The following is a 24,255-nucleotide window of genomic DNA, read 5'->3' as shown; positions in this document are numbered from 1 at the left end:
ATTGGGGACTGGGGACTGGGGATTGGGGACTGGGGACTGGGGACTGGGGACTGGGTAAGAGGATGCGGGGATGTGGAGAAAATTTCTCCTTCATCTCCCGGTTGGTGAGCGAAGTCGAACCACACCCCCCTGCCCCTTCTTTGAGAAGCTTTAACTTTTATTTACTTAAACTTTACTCGGTTCCCACCCAAGAGTATGATGACTTGCTAGTTAAGCAAATTAAAGACTGTACAAGCCGCTTCGTTTTGTACAAAAAACTTTTTGTGTTGTAATAAAAGGAAACAACTCCATGCGACGATTGTTTGCTTTGATTTTAGCGATTTGTCTTTGGTTCAACTTCGCCCCACCAGCGAAAGCACTGGGCGCTGATCTTGTACCCTGTAAAGACTCTCCCGCATTTCAACAGCTAGCAGCAAATGCCCGTAATACGACCGCTGACCCAGAATCAGGTAAGAAGCGGTTTGAGCGTTATTCTCAAGCTTTGTGCGGCCCTGAAGGCTACCCTCATTTGATTGTTGATGGACGTTTGGATCGTGCTGGTGACTTTTTAATCCCCAGCATCCTCTTTTTGTATATTACTGGTTGGATTGGTTGGGTGGGCCGTGCCTATCTACAAGCCATCAAAAAGGAATCTGATGCCGAACAAAAAGAAATCCAAATTGATTTAGCACTTGCACTTCCGCTCATGGCTACAGGTTTTGCTTGGCCAGCAGCAGCGCTTCAAGAATTTCTCTCTGGTAAATTGACAGCCAAAGATACAGAAATTCCTATTTCTCCACGCTAATTCAACATCACTCACTCATTTGTTTTGGAGACTAAATTCATGGCAGACAAAGGCGACCAATCATCCTATTTGGTCAAGTTTATTTCCACAGCGCCGGTGGCAGCTACCATATGGCTGACAATTACAGCAGGTATTTTGATTGAATTTAACCGCTTTTTCCCTGACCTACTTTTCCACCCACTGCCATAAGTTGAAGACGGGATTTTAAAAGTTGAATGCGTTGTCTTTTGCCTAATATTGTCTAGTTGAGTTATTTAACCTAATTAGGTAAAACTATAACTCAAATAGGCAGTAAAAATGGTTTTTGAAACTCGTGATGCTGACAACAGCTAACGAGTTTCATATTTTATGAAAACAGCTAAATTAATTTTTTTAAACTTATGAATCAAAAAGCATCTTGAGCGACAATTATTATTAATATAAAAATGCCACCTTTTTAATTTAGAGGCGAACATAAAATATGGCGCAAGCAGTAGATGCATCAAAAAATCTACCCAGCGATCCGAGAAATCGGGAAGTTGTTTTTCCCGCAGAGGGTGATTCACAGTTGGGCAATCTAGAAACCCCTGTCAATTCTTCTCCCGCAGTTAAGTGGTTTATCAACAACTTGCCCGCCTATCGCCCAGGTATCACACCCTTCAGACGTGGGCTAGAAGTTGGTATGGCTCATGGTTACTTGTTATTTGGGCCCTTCGCTAAATTAGGCCCACTGCGGGATACACCTAATGCTAATTTAGCTGGTTTGTTATCAAGCATAGGTTTAGTTGTTTTACTTACAGCTTGCCTATCTCTGTATGCAAATAGCAATCCTCCCAAAGCACTTGCTAGTGTTACCGTACCCAATCCTCCAGTAGATGCTTTTAACTCCAACGAAAGCTGGAGTAACTTCGGTAGCGCCTTCTTAATTGGTGGTATTGGCGGTGCAGTAGTTGCTTACTTTTTGACTCTTAATATAGGATTGATTCAAAGTCTATTCGGTTAATTTGGTCATTGGTCATTAGTTATTAGTCAGCAGTTAGTAGCCAAAATATTGATTAACAACTGACAACTAATAACAAATAAAGGACAAATGACAAAGCGCAAAGTCTGAGCGGCGGAAACCTCCGCTCAGAACTTTGTAAGAGAGGAAAAATAAAGGACACAAAGAAAAAACTTTGTGTCCTTTATTTGTTCATGCTAAAAACGGATATGTTGTTATGATGCTTGTGCAAACAAAGCTGCTTCTATATCATTTAGAGCGGTTTCCAAATCATCGTTGACAATTTGAATATTAAACTCATCTGCGGCTTGAATTTCTTCCTGGGCACGACGCAAACGCCGGACTATCGCTTCCTCAGAATCTTGGGCGCGATCGCGTATGCGTTTCTCTAATTCCTTAAAAGAAGGTGGTAAGATAAAAATGCTCTTAGCATTAGCAAAGGAAGCGCGAATTTGTCTTGCTCCTTCTAATTCAATTTCTAGCATTACCAACTTACCAGAGTGAATTTGCTTAAGTACAGCTTCACGAAGAGTACCGTAATAGTTACCAGCAAATTCCGCCCATTCTAAGAATTCGCCTTCAGCAATCAATTTTTCAAACTGACTACGGCTGATAAAGTAATAATTTTTGCCATCGATTTCCCCCGGACGTGGAGATCGAGTTGTTGCAGATACTGAATAATATAATTCTGGATGACGCTGTAAGAGCGATCGCATCAGAGTACCTTTGCCGACTCCACTGGGGCCGGTCAAAATAATCAGTCCGCCCGTAGAGGGACATTGTTTGGTAGTAGCACTAGCCTGGATGGGTAAAACTTGCATCATCCAATCAACCTGTGAATTTATCAGTATACATCATTCATTAGTTATTAACCTTGTGTTTGTTACCAAGGCTAAACTAGGGAATTTGTAGCACGAGTGACAGAATCGTCTAATTCACATGGTACTGCTGATCCGGTGCAAAAGAGCCAATAGTCCTAAGCTCTCCTTGATCAATTATCTACAACTTGATGTTCTCGGGAAATCACGAAGCGATTCGCTACAGTTTCCGGTTGAATTGCCGACAGAATTACGTGGCTGGAATCGGTGATAATTACAGCCCTAGTCCGACGACCGTAAGTTGCATCAATCAGTTGACCTCTGTCCCTTGCATCGGTAATGATCCGCTTAATTGGGGCAGATTCTGGACTGACAATAGCAACTACACGGTTGGCAGACACAATGTTGCCAAAACCGATGTTAATTAACTGAATGTCCATAAAAAAAGCTGAGGTCAAATGAGGTTTGATAACCTTAGGAATAAACTTATTCCCATGTTATCGCCAAAAAATAGGAGTTACAATGATTAAATTAGAGCCAGCTTTTGTTTTTAAATAATGTCTGCTTTTTTTAGCTATATATCAGTCAGAATTGCCTAAAATCTTCCCAAAGATATATGCAAAATAATATTGATCCAAGCTAGGACTACAACACAAAATTCAAAAATTGTAAGGCTTGCAAAAAAAGCGTGTAGGGTGCGAGGTCGCAAGGATGCTATGTATAAATAAAAACATTTATTAAATCTATACCTCAGTTGAAAAAAATAATTGCTTTGAGTGGGTTAGCTTGAACAAAGCAAGGTGTCCTTTTCAGGAGTCCCATGTTTTTAAACATGGGTTCCTTGCATTCCTAAACCCTTGTACCCTGACACCATTCTATAGTACTTGATACACATCAACCCTTACAAAGCTGGTCAACAGTCAACAGTCAAAATCAAGGTTTTTTGAACTTTGGACTTTAGACTTTGATAGTCTCAACTCAAAATCTGTGAAATTGGATAAGTTCTAAATTATTGTTTGATGATTTTTTGACCACTTTTGAGATGATAGATTGATTCTTAGCTATGAGTAATAGTTAGCTGATATAAGAATCTGACTTGATTAATGAAATTATTTGTGCAAGCAGAGAGTAGGGAGTGGGGAGTAGGGAATCAACTTTTCAAAAATCAAATAGTAGTCCTATATATTTATTTTGAATCATAAATTGATGCAGAGCAAAATTGATTGGCACAATCTCGCTCTTACGGCACTGGCTCACTACAATATCAGTGCTGAGCAATTAGTTTTCTTAGGTCATAGTGAGAATGTGACGTTTTGCGTTGATACTCAATCTACTAAAAATCAAACTAAGTCATTTCTTCTCCGTATCCATTACCCAATCGCCCAATTTCGCGATCGCATTTGGCAAAACTACGCCGTTATTGAGTCGGAACTCATTTGGCTCAATGCATTACATCAAGATACCGATGTAGTTGCACCACTACCTGTACAAAACCTGGATGGTGCTTTCGTCACCCCACTTATCCTTAATGACACAAAACAGACGCTCAACTGTACACTACTAACTTGGGTCGATGGTTCTCCCCTTGACACTGAACCTACTACGATACAAGCTAGATGTGTTGGGGAACTGATGGCTAAGTTACATCAACACGCCAGCTTGTGGGAGTCACCGAATTTCACGCGACCAAAATACGATTGGCAGCAAATCCACACTTCTTTGATGAGGCTGCGATCGCTAGTAGATATTGACATCATATCTATGACTGATTTTACTGTGCTTGAGACTGTGGTGCAGCGAATTAGGGAAGTCATGTCAGCACTCGGAAAAACCCTCTGGAATTGGGGTTTAATTCACGCTGATCTCAACGAAAATAACTATATTTTTGATGCAGATGAGGTAAGAGCGATCGATTTTTCTTGCTGTGGCTTTGGTTATTACCTCTACGACATTGCCTCTACACTCAAACATCTATCTCCTGAAAATCGTCAATCATTTCTCAGCGGCTATCAAAGCCTGCGTCAACTTCCCCATGATGATCAAAATATTTTAGAAGCATTATTGCTTGGGGCAACGATAGATAACTTTGCTTTTTTGGCATTACAGCCAAATGAATATGATTTTCTAGCGCAGAGTATACCCTACATCACAGAGAAGCTTTGTAGTAGATATCTCAAAGGCGAGCCATTTTTGTGATGCAAGTTATATCATGTTGTCAGCTTTTTGTATTATAATTGTAATACAAAATATTTGAAGAGGTTCATCGGTAATGACAGCCGTCGAACTGGAAAATTTATGCAAAAAGTTTACTTTGAGTCGGGGTTGGGGGCGTAACCGCACGCACAAAGAGATTATCGCTGTAGATAACATTAGTTTGAGCGTTATTGAGGGTCAGGCGATCGCTTTTATCGGCCCGAATGGGGCGGGTAAATCTACTACAATCAAGATGCTTACAGGCATACTACAGCCTACATCTGGTACAGCGCGGTTATTGGGATTAGATCCTTGGCAAAATCGCCGTCAACTGGCTTATCAAATTGGGGTAGTGTTTGGACAGCGATCGCAGTTGTGGTATCATCTACCTCCCCGCGATACCTTAGAATTGCTAGCGCGGATTTACAACCTCAATCGCCAAGAATATATTAAACGTCGTGACTTACTAGTCGAGCGTTTTGACCTCAGCCCGTTTTGGAACACCCCAGTGCGTAAATTATCTTTAGGTCAGCGGATGCGAGCAGAAGTAGCAGCCAGCTTACTCCACGCGCCTAAAGTACTATTTCTGGATGAACCCACTATTGGATTAGACGTGATTGCCCGTCAAGAATTACGTGACTTGATCTGCGAGTGGAATCGTTCTGAAGGATTAACAGTATTTCTCACAAGCCATGATGCTGGGGATATCGAACAAGTAGCACAGCGGGTAGTAGTCATCAATTACGGGCGTGTAGTACTTGATGACAAAGTTTCGACAATGCGCCGCCAATACCTTGGCTCAAAAATTCTCAGAGTTAAATTTCATAACTCCCCAACACAAATCAATCTCCCAGGAGTAACTCAACTCAAAGCTGGCGAATATGCCCTCAAGTTGGAAGTCAATACTCGCATCACACCGATTGAAACCGTGATGACTCAAATCCTGAAAGCGGGTTCAGTCGCTGATATAGCCATTGAAGACCCCCCTCTAGAAGAAGTAATCGCACACATTTACGCTCAAGCGGCCTCTTAAATAATTCGTAATTCGTAATGACGCGACGCTCCTGTGTCGCTCTAAGCGAAGCTATGCCGTAGGCTTTACGCTAACGCTATCGAGGACTCGCTACCGCTGCGCTAACGTAATTCGTAATTAAAAGAGCAGGGAGCAGGAGGCAGGAGGTGGGGGGATGTGGTTCGACTCTGCTCACCAACCGGGGGATTGGGGAGAAATTTTCTCCGCCTCCCCGCGTCCTCTTGCCCAGTCTCCAATCCCGTGGGCTTCGACTTCGCTCAGCCCACGGGAACTGGGTCGGTTTATTTAAAGAGTAGGTATTAAATGCATAATCTCAATAAATATACCTGGATTGGCTTGACGGCAGCACGTTCCAACTTGGCTTACTTGGGAGAAGTGGCTGCCAGAGGAATTTTTCTATTTGTTATTCTCTACATCTTCCTACAACTGTGGCGTGTAACTTATACAGAGACCAATGCTGAACAGTTGGGAGGTTTAACATTGCCTCAGATGCTTTGGTATCTAGGTATTACCGAGTCGATTGTCCTCTCCAGTCCGCAAGTTGCCTTAGAAGTAGATGAAGATGTGCGAACCGGCGCTTTAGCAGTGCAATTAATACGCCCTCTTTCATATCCTTTGTATCGCTTGTGGACTACCTTAGGAGAGCGAACAGTACGCTTTGGATTGAATGTGGCGATCGCATCTTCAGTCGTACTGTTATTTGTGGGGCCAATTCCTTTAAGTTTCAGAGGCATCTTGCTATTTATATTGGTGCTACCCCTGGCATTTGTACTGGATTTTTTAGCAACATTCTTAGTAGGTTTAGGAGCTTTTTGGCTAGAAAACACCACAGGGCTAATGCTCATCTACTCTCGCTTGACGATGATTTTAGGTGGAATGCTGATTCCTTTAGAACTATTACCAGAAACATGGCAACCAATACTCAAAATTCTGCCCTTTGCCAGCATTTTGTATGGCCCTGCGCGTGTGTTCGTACACCCTGATTTAGCTTTTGTCAGTGAATTATTAATGCGCCAAGCAGTCGCCATCTGTGTGTTGGCCTGCCTAGTAGCTCTTGTTTACCGCACAGCAGTTAAACGCATCCACGCCCACGGAGGTTAATTGTACTTAAAAAGTCTCAAAAACAACGTATCTTAATTACGAATTACGAATTAATTATGTGGCTTTTACTTTCATTTCTCCAATTAGCTGCTGCTTACGTCCGCCTCAACCTAAATGCCCACTTGGAGTATCGCGGCGCCTTCATCACACAAGTAGTGGCAATGTTGCTCAATAACCTAGTTTGGATAGCATTTTGGGGGCTTTTTTTCACACGTTTTCCGGTGCTACGCGGCTGGACGGTACAAGATGTAATTACACTCTGGGCGATCGCCGGAGCAGGTTTTGGTTTAGCCCACACTATCTGTGGTAACGCTTTGCAACTGTCAAATTTGATTGTGCAAGGACAATTAGACGTGTGGATGTTGTACCCGCGTGCCTTGCTACCACACTTACTTTTGGGGCGAATGAATGCCATGTCTTGGGGAGACATGTTATTTGGATATGGGGTATATGTGTTATTTGTCAAGCCAGATATAGTACATTTAGCACTGTTTACTGTGTTAACTGTTTCTGTAGCAATGTTGTTTGTTGGCTTTAACGTGTTGACAGGAAGCCTCAGCTTTTACCTGGGTAATTCCGAAGGACTGACACAGCAGTGGCGAAATGCCATGCTTACCTTCAGTACCTACCCAGCAACTTTGTTTGAGGGCCCAGTAAAGTTAGTGTTGTATACACTGATTCCCGCAGGTTTTGTGAGTTACTTACCGATAGAGGCATTGCGATCGCTATCCTTAATTCATGCCTTGTCAGCAATTGCTGGCTCAACTGCGGTGCTGTTAGTGAGTGTAGCTGTGTTCTACCACGGTTTGCGTCGCTACTCTTCAGGAAACTTGATGCAGATGCGAGGTTGAGTTTCACTGAGCTTGTCAATTAGCAGTCTTTCTCAATTCTTGCCATCTTTGTCGCAGTTGCTTTAAGTTGGGAGTATGACCACCATAGCGCCAGCTAACATAGGCTTGACAAATATCATCTATGACTTCAGCAGTTGCTAGTGCATGATGCTGATACGATACTTGAGCATACTCCAAAGGCGTTTGTGCTGGATGCTTACCTAAACCTTTTTTAGCTGTCCATTGCAGCATTTGTTGGTAAAGACTTTCCATCGCTGGCAATTTCCTTAACCGACGACGGTGACGCAACTCTTGCCACTGTACCCAACCCAGCCATCCTAAGAAAGCTGTTGTAGTTGTCAAGATTAAGCCAGTTAATACGCCGAACCAACCTTGAGTAAATAAAGCGAAAAACCAAGCGATCGCTTTACTCACCCAACTAAATATTGTCCCAAAAATCTTGTTTAATAAACCTGTCACCGGAGAAGGCAACCACCCAGCAACCCAGTGCCAAAACTGGCGCAGAACGCTAAAAGTCTGCGTATCCTCAACTGAAGGGGGAATCAAAGGATGGTTGGGAATTGGATCAAAAGCAAACCAACCATATTTAGGGAAATACACTTCTGTCATCGCATAAGCATCAGTGTTACGCACAACATACATCCCCGTGAAGGGATTAAATTCTCCCGCACTAAACCCCGCCACTAATCGCGCGGGAATTCCAATGGAACGCAGCATGACTGTGAGAACTGTTGAAAAGTGATCTGGATAGCCGCCTTTATGCTTGAATAAAAAAGCCTCTACTAGGTCTTCTTTTTCCTCTAAATAAGGAAACTCTGAAGGATTTTGAGGAATAGAATAGTTTTGCTTGAGATACTGAGCTAAGTAAAGAGCTTTTTCATAGGGTGAATCCAAAGTTTTCGAGGACTTGGCGACTCGTTCTTTGTTGTAGTTGGCGATGATTTCTTCGGTGCGTTGCCGAACTTTGGTGGTAATTTCAGGAGGGATTTGCAGATAATTCTTTTTAATATGTTGTGGGTAATTTTGCGATGCTTGCCCTAACAAGGTACGATCGCGGTATGGTACTTCCGAAATTACTGTGTAAGTCAAGTCTTGCGATAACTCCACAGGCGATCGCAATCCATTCTCTTTATCCACAGCGATTATTGGTGTAGGAAAGTAAATCTCTTTTGGATAAGCCATCGCTGGAATCAGATTCGGCAAATCCGATACCATTGTATAAGTTTGTACTACCTCTTTGGTTTTACCCGCAATTGCTGGTGGAGAAAGATAGATTTGGTAAGACCAAGGCGATCGCTTGATAGTAGTAACTTGATCATTGCGTGAAACTTCCCATCCTTTACCTGTATAGCGGTCAAACGCCAACACTCGCCAAAATCCTTCGGCTTGCGATCGCACCCGCATTACTACCTTGGGTATCAACTCACCCCGCAGGTTTTGATTGATCTGACTACTAAAACCGTAATAAAAGTTATTATCTATTTTTCCTGGTTGGCCTGTTTGGTTTTGTCCCGTACTGCTGTTACCACTGCCTTGATTATTGGCATTACCTTGGCGGACATAACCGGGGTTAATAATACTACGTCCTGTAAAGCCACCTTTAACTTCAATTGGAGAACTTACAGGAAACATCCGTAATTGATAACCAGGGAAGCGGGGTAAAACAGCAAAAATTGCCAGCCCCAACCCGACAACAATCAAAAAATTTATGATGAGAAATTTAAAACTAAAATTAACAGGTTTACTATTTGATAATTTTTCCTGTTTGTTTTTTGTTGCTAGCAAACCCAAACGTGAGCGGTAATCGATAACGAGAGTTGGTAAGGCGATCGCTAAAAATAATAGCACCACAGGCGCAAAAGCCAGAGTCTGACTGAGTGTTGCCGCCACACCAATTAAAATCAACCCAATCACAATCGAATATCCCAAGCTTTTGCGGCGGGGTGTATCAAAACTATGTAATATCACCAGTTGAATTAACAACTCTGCCAAATTCAACCGCGTATCATTCAACTCCCCCACCAATCGCCCAAAAAAAGCACCCAATGCTACCAACATACCAATGGCTATGCAGAATTTGACGGCTACATTGGCATCACGGCGATGATAGTAACCCCAAATCGCACCCAACACACTCAACGGTACTGCCCAAAAACTGAATGTAGTTTGGGCGGCAATATCTGTGGCCGCGATTCCCAAAATCACCAACGCTAGCACTAGCACCCGCAAAGAAATTGAATCTTCCACTTCTGTCAAAGGCGATGCTTGCATATTTGATCGCCAAAAACGACTGACAGATAAACGCCTAAACTGATTCATCCCAGATAAGTTAAACATTTGAGTCTTTGTGAAGCAATGATGTAGATGCTATGGACACAATCAGTTATCAGTTATCAGTTTCACTGCGGGAGCGAAACCCACACCACATGCCTGATAACTGTTCACTGTTTCAACAGCTTCCTTGAGAAAGCTTTTTGATCCTCTCCATAGATACCCGCAGGCTATCTATGGAGATATATATATTTTATACAGGTGTCCTTGTTTTAGCTGCTTCTCGTCGACGCCCTAATGATCACTTGTTAACAGATGGGATGAGCTTTAAACCAGGAAAATCATCTTAATATTGTGTTAGCGTTAATCGAAGTAGAGTGCTAGCGGTGGCAATTTCGACTACATGGTGGGACTAATTACAAACGACAGCGGTTTTTGATCTATTTCTGGAAATTCAACTTCCAGAGTATATGTTTGGTTGAGTTGTTGGCAGCATAATTCGACACTTAAGCTACCCGGTTCTGAAGACTTTGCGACTGCTAGAGTGTCATTTCCCCGCAATGTCAAAATACCTTTAACGGGTAACTGACCTTGAACACGAATCTTGGTAGTTTTACCAAGAGACTGGCATTCTACTCTGATACCGAGAGTACCTGCACTAGTTAGCCATTGTCTTTCTACTATCGGCTCTTTCAACGAAAGCGGCAGAGTCAGATTTTCTAGGAGTCGTTTAGCTGCTAGTAAGGACAATGCCATTTGTTGGCGCGGCTGTAAATCTGAATAATCGCTCAGAATCTGGGGCATTGTTTCCAGGGTATCCACAGAGCGATAGGTGCTTCTTAGCACTAATCCAGCTATGTCATTAAGTGCTTGAGAGTCGTCAGGAAAGAAGTTTTCTACCGCCTGAACTAATTTAGCCCCCAGCGGCAATGAAGATGTGAGCAACGCTTGGCACTGTTCTAGCAATTGCCGAAAGACTTTCTCCGGCAAAGGTATGGGTAGATTCAGCTTAGATTGCTGCTCTTTCCATCCCCAAGCAGGAACTGTTGCTGCGATCGCAACCTCATCAACAGTTTCAGGATAGTCTACTAATTGTGTTTCCCACGGAAATAAGGGTGGGTGGTTCTGGACTTGGATTTGTAACCGACGCTTTAGGACGGCTTGGAAACGTTCTTGCACAGTAGGAATTTCTCCCGTTTGAAAGGTTTGGGGTGTCCCCCCTCAATTTAGCTCACCACTTTTGGAAGTAGCAGCCTCCTTGATTAAGTTATACACCCCTTCAATTTCCCTACATTCTACCGGGGTCTTCTCGTAATTATTGAGAGTAAATCTCAATAACCCCCAGAGACACTGGTATTGTAAGGATTCTGAGACACTATTCATGGGTAGAAGCACCAGATCCGGACACTAATGAGTTACGAATTTCCCAAGCTTGTTCCAAAATTTTAAACCACCGTTTTTGCAGCTGTGCCATCGACAGTCCCAGAGCCTTAGCAATCTTTTCGTCGGGTTGTCCCTGTTGCTTCAACTCTAGTAAAGACCGCTGTTTCTCGTCCAACTGCGCTGTGTAAGCTTGCCATTGCTGGGGAGTTAACCCCAAATTTGTATGTAGAGAAGCTTCTAACCACTCGTGAACTAATTCCCAGCGATGCAACAGAGCAAACCGAATTAAGTGATATTTAAAGCGCTGCTGTAAATAATCCCTCTGCCGAGGAGTTAAATTTAAAATCGACTCAATTTCCTGTGCTGATAGATCTTGGAGACGCAGAGAAAAGTAATCAGCACAATCGGTTTGTTGTCGTTGTTCTAAATAACTCATTAATTCGGTAATCACAACAGAACGCAAAGTATCTTCTTCCGGTTCTGGTTCTGGTTGCGTTGCCATTGTTGAGCGCAATTGCTGCACTGCTGGTTCTTCCCAATTCCCATCAGCTTCGCTAGTACTACCTTCTGCTGCTTGTTCGATATCTACACTGGTTTCTGGGGGTTGCTGTTGGGAGAAAGTTTGCGCTCGTAAGATAATCAGCTGCTGCTGACGACCTGGTAGAGGAATCCGGCGCTTACCATAGCGCTCGGAAAAAGCCATATACTCGGCCAATTCCAGAAGGGTTTGCGGGCGATAGGTAGCGCTGAGTTGATTTTCTCGGCGAAAAGCGTTCAAAGCCTCTAAATAAAAACTTTGTAGAAAATCTTCGATTATAGTCAGCCGCCCTTGGTAGCTGAGTTGCCTTTGCGGAGGATTAATGTAACGATAAATAATGGCACTCAAAGTGCTGTGTAATTCTACCCTGCCTCGATTTGAACCTAATACGTAATACCTGAGACACTGTTGCAGCCGATGTCGGGCTAGGGTGATTGCTGAACTTTCTACAGCACCGGAAGCTTGGATGCGTTTACTTTCATGGCAAATCCGGTAAACTTCGGCGGCTATTCTTGACGCCACATCGTGGCAATTCTGCTCCGAAGCTTTGGTTGACTGCTGAAGCTCCTTGAACAGGAGTTGAAATATCACCTCCACGTCAATAGAATTTTCTCCCAGAATATTTGCGGTTGCGGCTGAATTCATAGTCTCGGTTTTAAACAGACCCTAACGTACTTAAATACAACCTGTACGACCGTGGGTATTGGCTTAGTAAGTTTTGCGTATAAGCTAAACGCAGGCCATCCTGCGATGAGGATTTGGCTTCAGTTTATTGTTCCCAACTCTGTTTGGATTATTTACACTTCGATAGATGTTATAGCCATTACCCAGGAGCCGTTTACAAGTCATTATGGATTTAGAAGCACAAATTCAATTGCTGATTGACAATGCACCCGATGATGGTGTAACACCACAACTTGTCGCAGCAATCGCCCCGACGCTGGGCGCGATCGCTCAAGAGTTACGCTATTCCCAATACTATATTCTTCAGAGCGTGAAGGAAGATTGGGTTTTAACGACATTAAGCAACCGTGCAAATCCAGAATTGGAAAAGCGCGTCATTTATGCTTTTCCTACCATACAGGATATTTCCCTAATCTCATCTGCTGGGCTAGACCCTCAACTAATAGCTATAGCTGTTCCTGTCATCAATATTTTGTTCCAACTAGTAGTATTAGAACCCGTAGATAGCATAATTTTTTTAGAAACTCCTGGCACAACCACCAATGCTTTTGAGGTGCGGCGAACAGACTTACAAAACCTCATTCAACAACAGCTACAGCAAAATAGACCTCACAGACCGATACCCCCTGATATTGCTTGAACTGGGGAATGGGGACTGGGGACTGGGGACTGGGGACTGGGAAATTGTCATTTGTCATCCTTCGACTTCGCTCAGGGCAAGTTGTTATTGATTATTCTCCGCGTCACCCTTCGGGTGACGCTCGCAAGCTCGCTAACGCAGTCGCCTGCGGAGGGAAACCCTTCTGCAGCGCTGTCTCCCCGCGTCCCCGCGTCCCCGCGTCCCCGCGTCCCCGCGTCCCCGCGTCCCCGCGTCTCCCTCATCTCCCTCATCCCTAATAAAGCCGACCGAGAGTGTAGTTAGCTATGTTAATCAAGGCTTGATGAGACTCTGAGGGTGAGAGATCACAAAGATGCTCAGATGCTAACTTAGTGTGATAAGCTGCTAATTCTCGCGCCCTCTGTATACCCTGGCTATCCTGAACTAGTGCTAGCGCCTGCTCTAAATCCCCTTGTTGAGCAAACTGTCTCTCAATCAGTGCTTCTAAGTATGGTTTTTCCTCTAAAGCAAAGAGAACTGGTGCGGTCAGATTACCACTTTTGAGATCCGAACCCGCTGGTTTACCCAAGGTATCTGTCGTGCTTGTAAAATCTAAAATGTCATCTACGATTTGGAACGCTATACCAAAATGACGCCCGTAGTTATACAAATGATCGGCTGTTTCTTGAGAAACTTCGCTAAGTAATGCGGCTGCTTTGGAACTGTTAGCAATTAACGAGGCGGTTTTGTAATAGCTCTTTTCGAGATAATCTTCAATTGAGACATTAATATGAAAGCGATTCATTCCTTGTTGGATCTCCCCGGTAGCCAGATCCATAATCACTTCCGAAAGTAGCTTCACCACCTCCAAGTTATCCAAATTTGCTAAATACCATGATGATTGGGCAAAGAGAAAATCTCCTGCCAATATGGCGATGCGATTACCAAATAAGCTATGAACAGTAGGAACACCACGTCGCATATCTGACTCATCTACCACATCATCATGCACCAAGCTAGCTGTGTGGATCATTTCCGTAATCTCTGCTAGGCGTCGGTGACGGGGTGTAATGTCTTGTTCGAGCATGGTAGCCCGCGATATCAGTAAGACAATTGCGGGTCTGATGCGTTTCCCTCCAGTTCCGAATAGATATTCGGCTGCTGCAAAGAGTTTAGGGTGGCGATTTTCAACTAGCTGTTTGAGATTATCTGCTAGTATTCGCAAGTCTGCTTCCACAGGGGTAAACAGGGAGGTAGCTGGGGTCATGGATGGGCGGACTCTGGCTTAGGTTACGAAAGTTTACATATCCTATATTCATTTTAAGATAACGCTGTGCTAGCGCAAAGTTTTCATGAGGTAATCCCACAAATCTTGCTTGAAAATTGGGAGGGGGGAGTAGGGGATGAGGGGGATGAGGGAGCAAAAGAGGCAGGGGAGGAAATCACTAACACCCAATCCTCACGCAGCTCAACGCCCCGCTACCGCGCTTCAGCACTTTTCATGGATTGTCTGTTTTTCATTAAAGACACAGAGAATAAATAGGAATCGTATTTGATCTCTGAAAAAATTCAGTACCAATCGAAAAGGTTTTTCCCTACTCCCTACTCCCTACTCCCTACTCCCTACTCCCTACTCCCAGCCTACGCAAGTAATTTCAAAAATCAAAGCGGATTACTATAGTAAAATTACTTATGGTAAAATTAACATAATGTTAAGATTTTTTGAAAAATTTATTTTGAGTTTAATGTGCAATTGTCTAAAAAATTTGAAATTTAGTAGATAAGTTAGCTGAAAAGTTACGGCCGTTGTGTTAGGCTAAAATTAGGGATTTTAAATTTTTCTAATATTCACCTCCAAAAGGTTAAGTCACCTATTAATGGCATTAACTGGTTGGAGTTGTGGATTTAAAATAACTCGTCGTGGATTCAGTTCAAGGACGTAACTCCTTGAGTAGATTCTGGGCATGTGAAACTACTTAGTTAGAGTGATCAACACCCTTACGGGCCGCCGCTACACGTCTTTAGCGCACGTTGAGCGCAAGCTTGCTCTTGCTATGTTGGTTACACATAGGAATAGAGCAGGCCAGGTAGACTGTTGAGGAGCGCAGTTGCAAGTTGCTGTTTGGCAGTTTGCCTGCTGTAGGATGTTGGTCTGCAAAAGATTGAGCTAAATAGTTAAATTCATTTGCCGAAGAGTATTATACTTCTACGCGAAGGTTTGGCATAGCAAAATAAAGCCATCGAGAATGCACTTGAATGGCTGGAATTTTACTAGGTTTATTTATGAAATTTTATATCGATGTCAATAAGGTGCTGGGAGAACAATGATTTACGGGATTTACGGAAGTGTGCCTATGATGATTTTTATTTTAGCGTCTGGATATTTGTTTGCTGTTTACCTATTATTAGCACTGGCAAAGCGTACAGGCAGAAAAGTTAATCATACAAATATCTCTTCCTCGGTTAAAGGAAAACGTAACGAGGAAATATCTGTGAGGACAAAAATAACTGAAGCTGTCAATAGTCAATAGTTCCTTGACTGTTGACTGTGCCGATTTGGGATTTAATTTTAATGATTACAACAAATCCTTTATATAGAGACGCGCCATGGCACGTCTCTATATTTTTTGTTATCAAAACATCAACCTACACCTGTCAGCTTCTCCCTGCCTTTTGTCCTCTTGGTTGGAGTTAGGAAACTGTAGTGCCAGTGAAGCATACCTCTTCGACGAGAGGTGTGTAACCTAACCACTGTAAACCAGACTGGGCAAATTGTTGCGAACAACCGCTAACAGCAAAACGAGTTGGTAGTGGTGGGTGGGTATTTCTTAAGCTTAATAAGTCCAACTCTTGGGTACAAGCTGTGACAACATGAACAGCTGGATCAACTAGCTTAACTGATGCAGGGAGGAGCGATCGCAATACTGGCGTCAGCAGAGGATAATGGGTACAGCCATGGACTAAAGTATCAATTTCTTGCTGTAATAAAGGCTCTAGATAAGCTCTAGCGACCTCTGTAGTGTAGGGGTCGTAGATCCGGTTTTGCTCAATGAGTGGTACAAATTCAGGGCAGCTAACCTGCCAAACTTGAACTTCAGGGTCAATTTCTAGAATAGCTTGGCGATAAGCATTACTTTTAGCGGTGGCTGGGGTAGCAATTACACCAATGCGCTTTCCTTGCTGGACTGCTGCTTTTGCCCCTGGCAAGATGACACCCAGAATGGGAATATTAAATTCCTGACGTACAGTTTCTAGTGCTAAAGCGGAACTGGTATTACAAGCCATAATCACCATTTTTACCTGCTGCTGTTGCAGCCAGGTAAGAATTTCGCGTGTAAATTGTAAGATTTCTGTTTGTGAGCGAATGCCGTAGGGAAGTCGAGCTGTATCCCCAAAATAAACAATTGATTCGTTGGGGAGTTGTCGATACAGTTGTCGCAGTACCGTCAGACCACCTACACCACTATCAAAAATGCCAATTGGGGCACGTTGGGGTTCTTGCTCAAAAAAATCGTAAAAATTTCCTTCAAAAATAGAAGATGAATACACAGGTAGATGTTGATTTAGGTTTTTGGATTTAAAATACAGAATTTAGCAGAGAATTTGCTAATTGACTACTAAATTTTGCATGTAAACGCGGTTTAATTACTACCTCTTCAAGATAGAACCGCATGTAAGCAATCAGATAATAAGGCATAAAATTCTTTTCCCAATCCCTAATATTACCTTTGTTTTAAGTATTGGAGAATACCACGAGCGATCGCCTCTGCCATCCGATTCTGGTATTCTGGTGTTCCTAATCTAGGATTGTCCTCTCGACCAGACATATAGCCTGTTTCTACTAAAATTGAGGGCATAGAACTTTTGCGGAGAACGTAAAACCTAGCTTTACGAGTTCCCCGGTCTTTGATGGTACTAATATTTTGAAGAATAGAATTGCGGACTGCTTCAGCCAAAGCATAACCACTGTCGTAATAATATACTTCTAAGCCATTGACATCGGGACGGCCATCAACAGAATTAGCGTGAACACTGACAAACACAGTTGCATTGACTCGCTCGGCAATGTCCACTCGTCCTTGAAGTTCTACAAAAAAGTCAGAGTCCCGCGTTAGTAATGTTTGTACACCATTCTGCTCTAAGATGGCTGCTATTGTTTTACCAATAGGCAATACTACATCCTTTTCTAACAGTCCACCCAAACCAGGAGCGCCGGAGTCTTTACCACCATGTCCAGGGTCGATAACCACTAGTAATTTACCTCTAGGAACTGAGGAGCGTGGTTGTGGCCGAGGTGTGGGTTTGGGATTCTCGCCACTGGGATTTGGTAATTGACCGTAATTGGGTGGTGGTAAGGGAGGTACGCTGCTAGCACGAGAGCGTTGTAATTGTAAAGCTAAAAGTTCGTCATTGACTTGGTTAAGTTCGCCAATTTGTACTCCTGCTGCCGGTTGGACTAAGACGTTGACAGTATTAGCTTCTTGTGGTTGCAAACGTACCCGTAGAATGGGGCTATTAGCGTTAAATGCAGGGCCTGTAACTTTGGGAGCCAAGTTAGCGTTATTAATAATAATCCGGAATAAACCAGAGGTTCGATCCCAGCCTCCTGTGGCCGATAAGGTTTTGTCAGCTCTAATTAGTAATTGTGTACCATTTCCAGCCAATTCTACAGACTGGATAGTAGCTGGTGAACTGTTATCAAGTGATACAGGTGGGCGGGGAATATTACCTCCAGGCAATTGAGAAATCCCACGATTCGGTAGAACCACGAAACCGCCAACACTGCTGGTACTTGCTCGCCAGCCTGGGCTATTTTTATCAACCTGCAAAGTCATGCGTACTACAGGTGGTTTAGCTTGTAGTTGGCTAAATTGGATACGGCTAACACCGTAGCGATTAATTGATACATCCCCTGACTCTAAGTTTGGGGATAAAGAAGCGTTTGCAATGTCAATGTTAATAACTTGTTCGTCATCGCTGCGATTTACCCGAATTTGCGGATTACTACCACCATTGGTGCGAACGAAGAAGCCATCACCAGTTACTTGTAAGTTTTCAATTTGAGTGATTCCTGTTGTAGCACTGATCACAGGTTGCTTGTTACCTGGGATGACAGGGCTGGTTGTGACAACATTATATATATTTCTAGGGGAAAATACTGGTTTAGGCGTTGAGGGAACTGCTGTGGCTAGAACTCCTCTTTCTTGCTCTCCTGGAGCTGTTGACGAAGGTGATTTTTCTACTTCTGGTGTAGGTAGTTGTACTGTCCAGCGACTAGCAGTCGTACCAACAAATTTCACCTGTTTGGGGTCTAAAGTATAACCAGGTGTGATTTCTATGACAATGCGTGTTGTTTGTTTGTCAAACTGCCCAACACGAACAGAGCGAATTGCACCGCCAAGTTGCTGTGTAAGTTGCGGTTGTCCAAAGGTGGTTTCCGGTAAGTCAATTACTAAGCGCGTGGGGTTGAAAATCAATTGGGCTTTGGGTTGAACAGCCCCTACAGTGTTAATTTCCAGTCGGTTTTGGTTGGCATCAAAACGCCAAGATTCCAGTCTCGCAGCCAAAGCCGGCGACGATAGCATGAGGATAGTTCCAAAAGTACTGGGTAGTAACCAGTGTAATTTCACAGTCCTTTCTCCTGATTCATATTTATGGGAGTGGTCAATATTTCGATATGTTGGCAAATCCTCACACCGTCACCGCCTAGAGTTGAGCTTTGATGCATCTTTGGGTTTGGCACTGTTATTCAGACACAGCTAATGGCGTAAGATTCTAGCACGCCCCTCTGATTTTGCAATGTCTTTTGCGCGTAAAAATTCCTTATAGGATGAGTTAAGCTACCACAAAAAAGCGGGATAAATCCTATTATTCAACTTTAAATACTGCCGATTAATAAAATTAAAATCGGACATGGTGATTAAGTTGTATGAAAGCCGAACCCATTTTAGATGTATTTAATCATTGCTTAAACTACTTTGAGAATAGGAAAAAAAGTAATAAATGATTTTTGTCATTTGTACTGTACTACAAGTTTATAGTGTATTAACTTAACTTATCTGCGTCTGAGGTACTGGAGGATACCGCGAGCGATCGCCTCTGCCATTTGATTTTGATAAGCTGAGGTTCTTAGCTTAGCGATATCTTGTCTACCAGTCAAATAACCTGTTTCCACGAGAATCGAAGGCATAGAACTTTTTCTGAGAACATAAAATCTAGCTCGACGTACTCCTCGGTCTCTGACGCTCAGACTTTGAAGAATACTGTTATGGACAATGCGAGCTAAACTCAGACCACTGTCGTAATAATAAGTTTCCAAGCCACTGACATCAGGACGACCTGCACCTGCTGAATTAGCATGGATGCTCACAAATACATCAGCATTAACCCGCTCTGCCATACTAACTCGTCCCGGCAGACTCACAAAGTAATCAGAGTCCCGCGTCATCACCACTTGCACACCATTTTGCTGTAATATTTCTGCCACCCTTTTACCAATTGGCAAGATGATGTTCTTCTCTCGTATTCCCCCAATACCAACTGCTCCAGGATCTTTACCCCCGTGTCCAGGGTCAATTAACACTACTAATCTGCCTCTGGGTATTGGGCGTGTCGCTGGCTGAGGATTAGGATTGTTTGGATCTGGTAATGCATTTTGATTAGGTGGTGGCAGCGGAGGTAAAAGCAAACCAGGGCGTGTCACAACTCGCCGAGAACCTTGTAACTGTAAAGCTAAAACTTGGTCGCCGATTTGGTTAAGTTGCCCAAGTTGAACGCCTGCTGCTGGTTGCACCAAAATAATCACAGTGTTGGGTTCTTGTGGTTGCAAACGTACTCGCAGAACAGGGCTATTGGGTCTAAAAACAGGGCCGGTAACTCTGGGAGCTAAATTAGCGTTGTTAATAGTGATGCGGAACAAACCAGAAGCTCTATCCCAACCTCCTGTCGCAGATAAAGTTTGGTTGGCCCTAATCAGCAGTTGTGTACCATTATCTGATAATTCTACAGACTGGATAGTTGCTGGTGAGTTGCTCACTATTGGTCTACGGGGCAATAGAGAGGGTCTTGGTAAATTGTTTTCTGAGCCGTTGGCATCATTATTTCTGGGTAATCTGACAATTCGACTAGGCAAAACCACTAGACCACCAGCGCTACTTTTAGTTGCTCGCCAGTCTGGGCTATTTTTGTCTACTCGCAGCGTCAGTCGGACAGCAGGTAATCGAGTTTGCAGCTGGGTAAATTCAATACTGCTAACACCATGCTTATCAACTGGTAAACTATCTTGCTGCGCTAGACGTGATGATAAAGTGGCTCCAGAAATATCCATGAAGATAGTAGCGCGATCGCGGCTACGATTTACCAGAATTTGAGGATTACCACCACTGGTACGGATGAAAAAGCCATCGCCTGTAACTTGTAAATTTTCAATTTGAGTACCCCCTTGTACCGCTTGTGGGGGATTTGGTCTGGAGACATCAGGCTTGGGCTGAGAGTCACTAGGTATTACGCTGTAGGCATTTCTAGGAGAAGACGCTACTTTATCAGCTTGTGGTGTTGGTATTTGTACTGTCCACCGACTGCCAGTTGTGCCAACGAATTTCACTTGCTTGGGGTCTAGAGTGTAACCTGGAGCAATTTCTATGACAATGCGCGTCGTTTGCTTGTCGAACTGCCCAACACGAACAGAGCGAATTGCACCGCCAAGTTGCTGCGTAAGTTGCGGTTGCCCAAATATAGTTTCTGGTAAATCAATTACTAAACGCGTGGGGTTGAAAATTAATTGAGCTTTGGGTTGAACAGCCCCCACAGTGTTAATTTCCAGTCGGTTTTGGTTGGCATCAAAACGCCAAGATTCCAGTCTCGCCCCCAAAGTCGGTGACGATAGCATGAGGATAGTTCCAAAAGTACCAGGTATTAACCAGTGTAGTTTCACAGTTTTTTCTCCTGATTCACATTCATGGGAGCAGTCAAGATCTCAATATATTGGCAAGTTGTCACACCGTCCCCACCTCAACTTGAGCTTTAATGCCCTTTTTGAGTTTTGTACTGAGTATAAAGACAAATTTGGTAGCGTCAGTTCTAATGCGCTCCTCTGATTTTGCCATGCTATTGGCATATCCAAATTCGACTTGCAAAGCATCAGATGACATAGTTCAACAAATAACTAGAATTGATACTACCTAAACAATCCCAGTTAGGAACATTTGACTGCATTAGGATTGATGTTGCCCTGTTAAATTGTTGCAATTGATGCACTAAGTAAATAATTCCCAAGCAGGTCAGCTGAATCTAGCAAGATTTATGATTTATGGAAGTTGCTCCTTAATTACTTGAAAGATATTTAAATTAAAACTGAGGAGTAGGGGGAGACTGAAAATCAATAACATTCCAAATGCTAGTTAAAAATTTGCAACTAACTAAAATTTACAATCAAAGGGGACGGAGATTCGAGTAGATAAGTTTCCATCAAGATATGTGCGACAAGGGGAATGGGGAATTGGGAACTTGTACTGAGCGAAGTTGAAGTATGGGGAATTATTATTTTTCTTTACCTGCTCCCCCTGCTTCCCTGCTTTCTGGCTTTGGTTCTGGAAATACCAATCGTAACAAGGGAGGAGCTAAAAAGGTTGTCAAAATGTCCATCATGATAATTGCTGCTCCCAATGATTTTGAGAGAACGCCACTGGCGGCACCAACACCAGCAAACACTAACCCAACTTCACCTCTGGGAATCATACCGACACCGATCGCTAAACGGTTGATTTGCGATTGACCAAATACCGTTAAGCCTGTGATTACTTTACCAAAGATGGCTACTGCAATCAGGAAAGTTGGCATAATTAAACCCTCACGATTGCTGGGAATCCTGGGTTTAATTTACATTGGGATTGCCAGTCAGCACCAAGAAAACTTTATGATTTTGGTTACAGAAATCCGCAATATTCGGATTTTCATCTATGTTTAACCTGTTTTTACTGCTTAATATTACTTTGCTTATTGCTTTTGTGATTGGGCTAATTAACCCAAAACTGGTACTTCGCGGTAACAAACGCACTCGGCGCCAAAGCTCCAAGGTATACTTTTTTGCCTTTGTGCTTTCTTTTGTTGGAATGCTGAGCTTTGTTCCAAAATCTAAACCAATGAGGGTAGTTACACCAACAACAAAGACGAATGACTTCACAATGTGCGAGAATTTTGCTACCCAAAAGGAAGCTCAAGCAGCATTGTCATCTAATCCGCAACTAGATAAAGACGGCAATGGAACAGCTTGCGATTCGTTTTCTTTTGGCGGCAAAGAGCGTGTTGATTCCTCTAAAAGTCGAAGTTCACGTTCTCACAAGCGACGACGACGTAGAAGAAGAAGATAACAAAGCAAACCCAAGAGTGCGTGCTTCAAAAATATAAATAATCTACGGGTTTGGTCTTTAGCAGCCAAAATATGCTATTGCCAAATCTCCCAAAAAGTTAATGTAATTTTTTTAGTTTCCAAAAACGTAACCATTCCAGCCTTTAATGATGGTGGTGGCAAAGTAAGAATATAACAAATCGTATCTAGCGATCGCATTTAACTTGTGAAAAACTTGTGATAGCTATTGAGACTGCTAAATACGCTCTGTTAAAAGCATCTGTAAATAATTTTGAGAGGAGTGCAAATCTTATGAATAGAGCCGCTTTATCCGGTTCTTCGTTTCCCGCTGCCAAAATGTGTAAAATACTGCCCTTAGCTTTACTTTTATGTAATATTTTTATCATACCTGCATCCGCCCAAGAAAAAGAGAAACTGTGGCGCACCCTTACCGTCAGTGGCCGGGGAGTGGAAACAATTCCCACAACTCTGTCGCAAGTGAGTTTAGGAGTGGAAGTTCAGGGTAAAACAGCACAGGAAGTACAACAAGAAGCCGCGCGTAGATCATCAGCCGTAGTTGCTTTCCTGAAAAGCCAAAATGTGGAAAAATTGCAAACTACTGGTATCCAACTGAATCCTGTTTACAGTTATACCAATAATGTACAGCGGATTACGGGTTATGCTGCAAGTAATACTGTCAGCTTCCGTGTTGCTACTGAGAAAGCTGGCACATTGTTAGATCAAGCAGTGAAAGCAGGTGCATCCCAAATCAACGGTATTAGTTTCATTGCTAGTGATGAAGCGATCGCCATCGCTCAAAAACAGGCATTAAAAGAAGCGACTCAAGACGCCCAGCAGCAAGCTAATGCCGTTTTTAGTGCCTTGGGTCTCAATTCTAAAGAGGTAGTAAGTATTCAAATTAACAATGCTAGTCTACCTCCAGCACCCGTACAACTTCGTGCTGAAGCTGCCAAACTCAGCAGTGCTGATGTCTCTACCCCGATAGTTGGTGGCGAACAGCAAGTAGAAGCATCAGTGACATTGCAAATTAGTTACTAAGTATCCTTAGTCCTTTGTCCTTGGTTTTTAACCCTAACAAATAACCAAGGACAAATGACCAATAACTAGATTAAAAATGCTCTGAAGACATATCTGCACCACCTTCTCCATCACGCTTGGAACCTAAAAGTTCTAGTTGGTCTACTCTAATGATGGGTGTGGAACGGGTTGCTCCTGTTTGGCGATCGCTCCATGTGTCAAACTTTAAGGAACCTTTGATGCCAATTAAACTACCCTTGCGGACATAATTCCCCGCCACTTCCGCTGTCTTGTCCCAAAGTTCTAAAGTGAACCAGTCAGGTTCATCACTATTGCGCGATCGACGCTTGACTGCTAGTGTCAATCGACACTTAACACTGCCAGACTCAAAATACTTAATATCCGGATCGCTGCCTGCACGACCAACGAGGGTGACAACATTAATACTCATGGATGTTACCTTTCAGTACAGGTGTACTTATTAATTGAGATTTTCATCATAACCAATTGTGAGCCAGTCAGGCTAATGGGGAAGGGGGAATTGGGAATTGTAATTATCTTTCTCCCCCAGCTTTTTTCTCCCTCATCTCCCAGTTGGTGAGCGGAGTCGAACCACATCCCCCTACTCCCCACTCCCC

22 protein-coding genes and 2 pseudogenes are annotated in these 24,255 nt (G+C 43.1%); 12 read left to right on the top strand and 12 right to left on the bottom strand.

Annotation, left to right across the window (positions count from 1 at the left end; all coding sequences use genetic code 11):
* The 4 genes and pseudogenes from AC5JMF_RS09875 to AC5JMF_RS09860 form a co-directional block, all read left to right on the top strand.
* Positions 1-272 (top strand): annotated as a pseudogene (locus tag AC5JMF_RS09875) (hypothetical protein); the annotation flags it as partial.
* A gap of 17 nt (positions 273-289) precedes the next feature.
* On the top strand, positions 290-784 hold the full coding sequence (locus AC5JMF_RS09870) for a Photosystem I reaction center subunit III (protein ID WP_495795529.1): 495 nt from the start codon (positions 290-292) through the stop codon (positions 782-784).
* A gap of 39 nt (positions 785-823) precedes the next feature.
* Positions 824-973, top strand: a complete 150-nt coding sequence (gene psaJ, locus AC5JMF_RS09865; protein ID WP_281485063.1) for a photosystem I reaction center subunit IX — start codon at positions 824-826, stop codon at positions 971-973.
* Between the two features lie 271 nt (positions 974-1,244).
* Positions 1,245-1,766 (top strand): photosystem I reaction center protein subunit XI, encoded by a 522-nt coding sequence (locus AC5JMF_RS09860; protein WP_495795528.1) that lies wholly within the window; start codon positions 1,245-1,247, stop codon positions 1,764-1,766.
* A gap of 212 nt (positions 1,767-1,978) precedes the next feature.
* Here the strand turns inward: AC5JMF_RS09860 and gmk are convergent, their stop codons facing one another.
* Together gmk and remA are read right to left on the bottom strand one after the other, a co-directional pair.
* Positions 1,979-2,587 carry a guanylate kinase gene (gmk, locus tag AC5JMF_RS09855; protein WP_495795527.1) on the bottom strand — a complete coding sequence of 203 codons (609 nt, stop codon included), beginning with the start codon at positions 2,585-2,587 and terminating at the stop codon, positions 1,979-1,981.
* A 167-nt stretch (positions 2,588-2,754) separates the two neighbouring features.
* Positions 2,755-3,021, bottom strand: a complete 267-nt coding sequence (remA, locus tag AC5JMF_RS09850; RefSeq protein WP_190459629.1) for an extracellular matrix/biofilm regulator RemA — start codon at positions 3,019-3,021, stop codon at positions 2,755-2,757.
* Positions 3,022-3,787: 766 nt separating this feature from the next.
* Between remA and AC5JMF_RS09845 the strand changes: the two genes are divergently transcribed.
* From AC5JMF_RS09845 to AC5JMF_RS09830, 4 genes are all read left to right on the top strand, one after another.
* Positions 3,788-4,777, top strand: a complete 990-nt coding sequence (locus AC5JMF_RS09845; RefSeq protein ID WP_495795526.1) for a phosphotransferase enzyme family protein — start codon at positions 3,788-3,790, stop codon at positions 4,775-4,777.
* Between the two features lie 73 nt (positions 4,778-4,850).
* On the top strand, positions 4,851-5,807 hold the full coding sequence (locus AC5JMF_RS09840) for an ABC transporter ATP-binding protein (protein WP_495795525.1): 957 nt from the start codon (positions 4,851-4,853) through the stop codon (positions 5,805-5,807).
* Positions 5,808-6,110: 303 nt separating this feature from the next.
* Positions 6,111-6,908, top strand: a complete 798-nt coding sequence (locus AC5JMF_RS09835) for an ABC transporter permease (RefSeq protein WP_495795524.1) — start codon at positions 6,111-6,113, stop codon at positions 6,906-6,908.
* Positions 6,909-6,964: 56 nt separating this feature from the next.
* A complete protein-coding gene (locus AC5JMF_RS09830; RefSeq protein ID WP_495795523.1) occupies positions 6,965-7,759 on the top strand; it encodes an ABC transporter permease in 795 nt (264 codons plus the stop codon).
* Positions 7,760-7,774: 15 nt separating this feature from the next.
* Here AC5JMF_RS09830 and AC5JMF_RS09825 read toward each other — a convergent pair whose 3' ends face one another.
* The 3 genes from AC5JMF_RS09825 to hetZ form a co-directional block, all read right to left on the bottom strand.
* The gene (locus AC5JMF_RS09825) at positions 7,775-10,096 is read right to left on the bottom strand and encodes a transglutaminase TgpA family protein (protein WP_495795522.1); all 2,322 of its coding nucleotides are present in this window, start codon (positions 10,094-10,096) and stop codon (positions 7,775-7,777) included.
* Between the two features lie 333 nt (positions 10,097-10,429).
* Positions 10,430-11,218, bottom strand: coding sequence for a PatU (locus AC5JMF_RS09820; RefSeq protein ID WP_495795531.1), 789 nt, complete (start codon positions 11,216-11,218; stop codon positions 10,430-10,432).
* Positions 11,219-11,405: 187 nt separating this feature from the next.
* Complete coding sequence (hetZ, locus tag AC5JMF_RS09815) at positions 11,406-12,596, bottom strand: heterocyst differentiation protein HetZ (RefSeq protein WP_495795521.1); 1,191 nt, start codon at positions 12,594-12,596, stop codon at positions 11,406-11,408.
* Between the two features lie 205 nt (positions 12,597-12,801).
* Between hetZ and AC5JMF_RS09810 the strand changes: the two genes are divergently transcribed.
* A complete protein-coding gene (locus tag AC5JMF_RS09810) occupies positions 12,802-13,275 on the top strand; it encodes a hypothetical protein (RefSeq protein ID WP_495795520.1) in 474 nt (157 codons plus the stop codon).
* Positions 13,276-13,528: 253 nt separating this feature from the next.
* On the opposite strand, the gene sds is transcribed toward AC5JMF_RS09810, so the two are convergent.
* Entirely contained in the window at positions 13,529-14,500 is a 972-nt protein-coding gene (gene sds, locus AC5JMF_RS09805) for a solanesyl diphosphate synthase (RefSeq protein ID WP_495795519.1), read from the bottom strand.
* 1,087 nt (positions 14,501-15,587) lie between these two features.
* Between sds and AC5JMF_RS09800 the strand changes: the two genes are divergently transcribed.
* Complete coding sequence (locus AC5JMF_RS09800) at positions 15,588-15,764, top strand: hypothetical protein (protein WP_495795518.1); 177 nt, start codon at positions 15,588-15,590, stop codon at positions 15,762-15,764.
* Between the two features lie 160 nt (positions 15,765-15,924).
* Here the strand turns inward: AC5JMF_RS09800 and murI are convergent, their stop codons facing one another.
* From murI to AC5JMF_RS09775, 5 genes and pseudogenes are all read right to left on the bottom strand, one after another.
* Positions 15,925-16,782 (bottom strand): glutamate racemase, encoded by an 858-nt coding sequence (gene murI, locus AC5JMF_RS09795; RefSeq protein ID WP_495795517.1) that lies wholly within the window; start codon positions 16,780-16,782, stop codon positions 15,925-15,927.
* Between the two features lie 173 nt (positions 16,783-16,955).
* Positions 16,956-18,863, bottom strand: coding sequence for an N-acetylmuramoyl-L-alanine amidase (locus AC5JMF_RS09790; protein WP_495795530.1), 1,908 nt, complete (start codon positions 18,861-18,863; stop codon positions 16,956-16,958).
* A gap of 425 nt (positions 18,864-19,288) precedes the next feature.
* A complete protein-coding gene (locus tag AC5JMF_RS09785; protein ID WP_495795516.1) occupies positions 19,289-21,166 on the bottom strand; it encodes an N-acetylmuramoyl-L-alanine amidase in 1,878 nt (625 codons plus the stop codon).
* A gap of 61 nt (positions 21,167-21,227) precedes the next feature.
* Complete coding sequence (locus AC5JMF_RS09780; protein ID WP_495795515.1) at positions 21,228-21,383, bottom strand: hypothetical protein; 156 nt, start codon at positions 21,381-21,383, stop codon at positions 21,228-21,230.
* Between the two features lie 388 nt (positions 21,384-21,771).
* A pseudogene (locus AC5JMF_RS09775) lies at positions 21,772-22,110 on the bottom strand (cation:proton antiporter domain-containing protein); the annotation flags it as partial.
* Positions 22,111-22,190: 80 nt separating this feature from the next.
* Here AC5JMF_RS09775 and AC5JMF_RS09770 point away from each other — a divergent pair.
* Both AC5JMF_RS09770 and AC5JMF_RS09765 read left to right on the top strand, forming a co-directional pair.
* The gene (locus tag AC5JMF_RS09770; protein ID WP_495795514.1) at positions 22,191-22,601 is read left to right on the top strand and encodes a hypothetical protein; all 411 of its coding nucleotides are present in this window, start codon (positions 22,191-22,193) and stop codon (positions 22,599-22,601) included.
* A 290-nt stretch (positions 22,602-22,891) separates the two neighbouring features.
* The gene (locus AC5JMF_RS09765; protein WP_495795513.1) at positions 22,892-23,638 is read left to right on the top strand and encodes an SIMPL domain-containing protein; all 747 of its coding nucleotides are present in this window, start codon (positions 22,892-22,894) and stop codon (positions 23,636-23,638) included.
* A gap of 70 nt (positions 23,639-23,708) precedes the next feature.
* Here the strand turns inward: AC5JMF_RS09765 and AC5JMF_RS09760 are convergent, their stop codons facing one another.
* Positions 23,709-24,068 (bottom strand): single-stranded DNA-binding protein, encoded by a 360-nt coding sequence (locus AC5JMF_RS09760; RefSeq protein ID WP_495795512.1) that lies wholly within the window; start codon positions 24,066-24,068, stop codon positions 23,709-23,711.
* Positions 24,069-24,255 lie beyond the last annotated feature (187 nt).

The organism is Desmonostoc vinosum (genome assembly GCF_059505385.1).
Note: the sequence above shows the minus strand (reverse complement) of the source record. Positions and strands in the feature narration are given on the sequence as shown.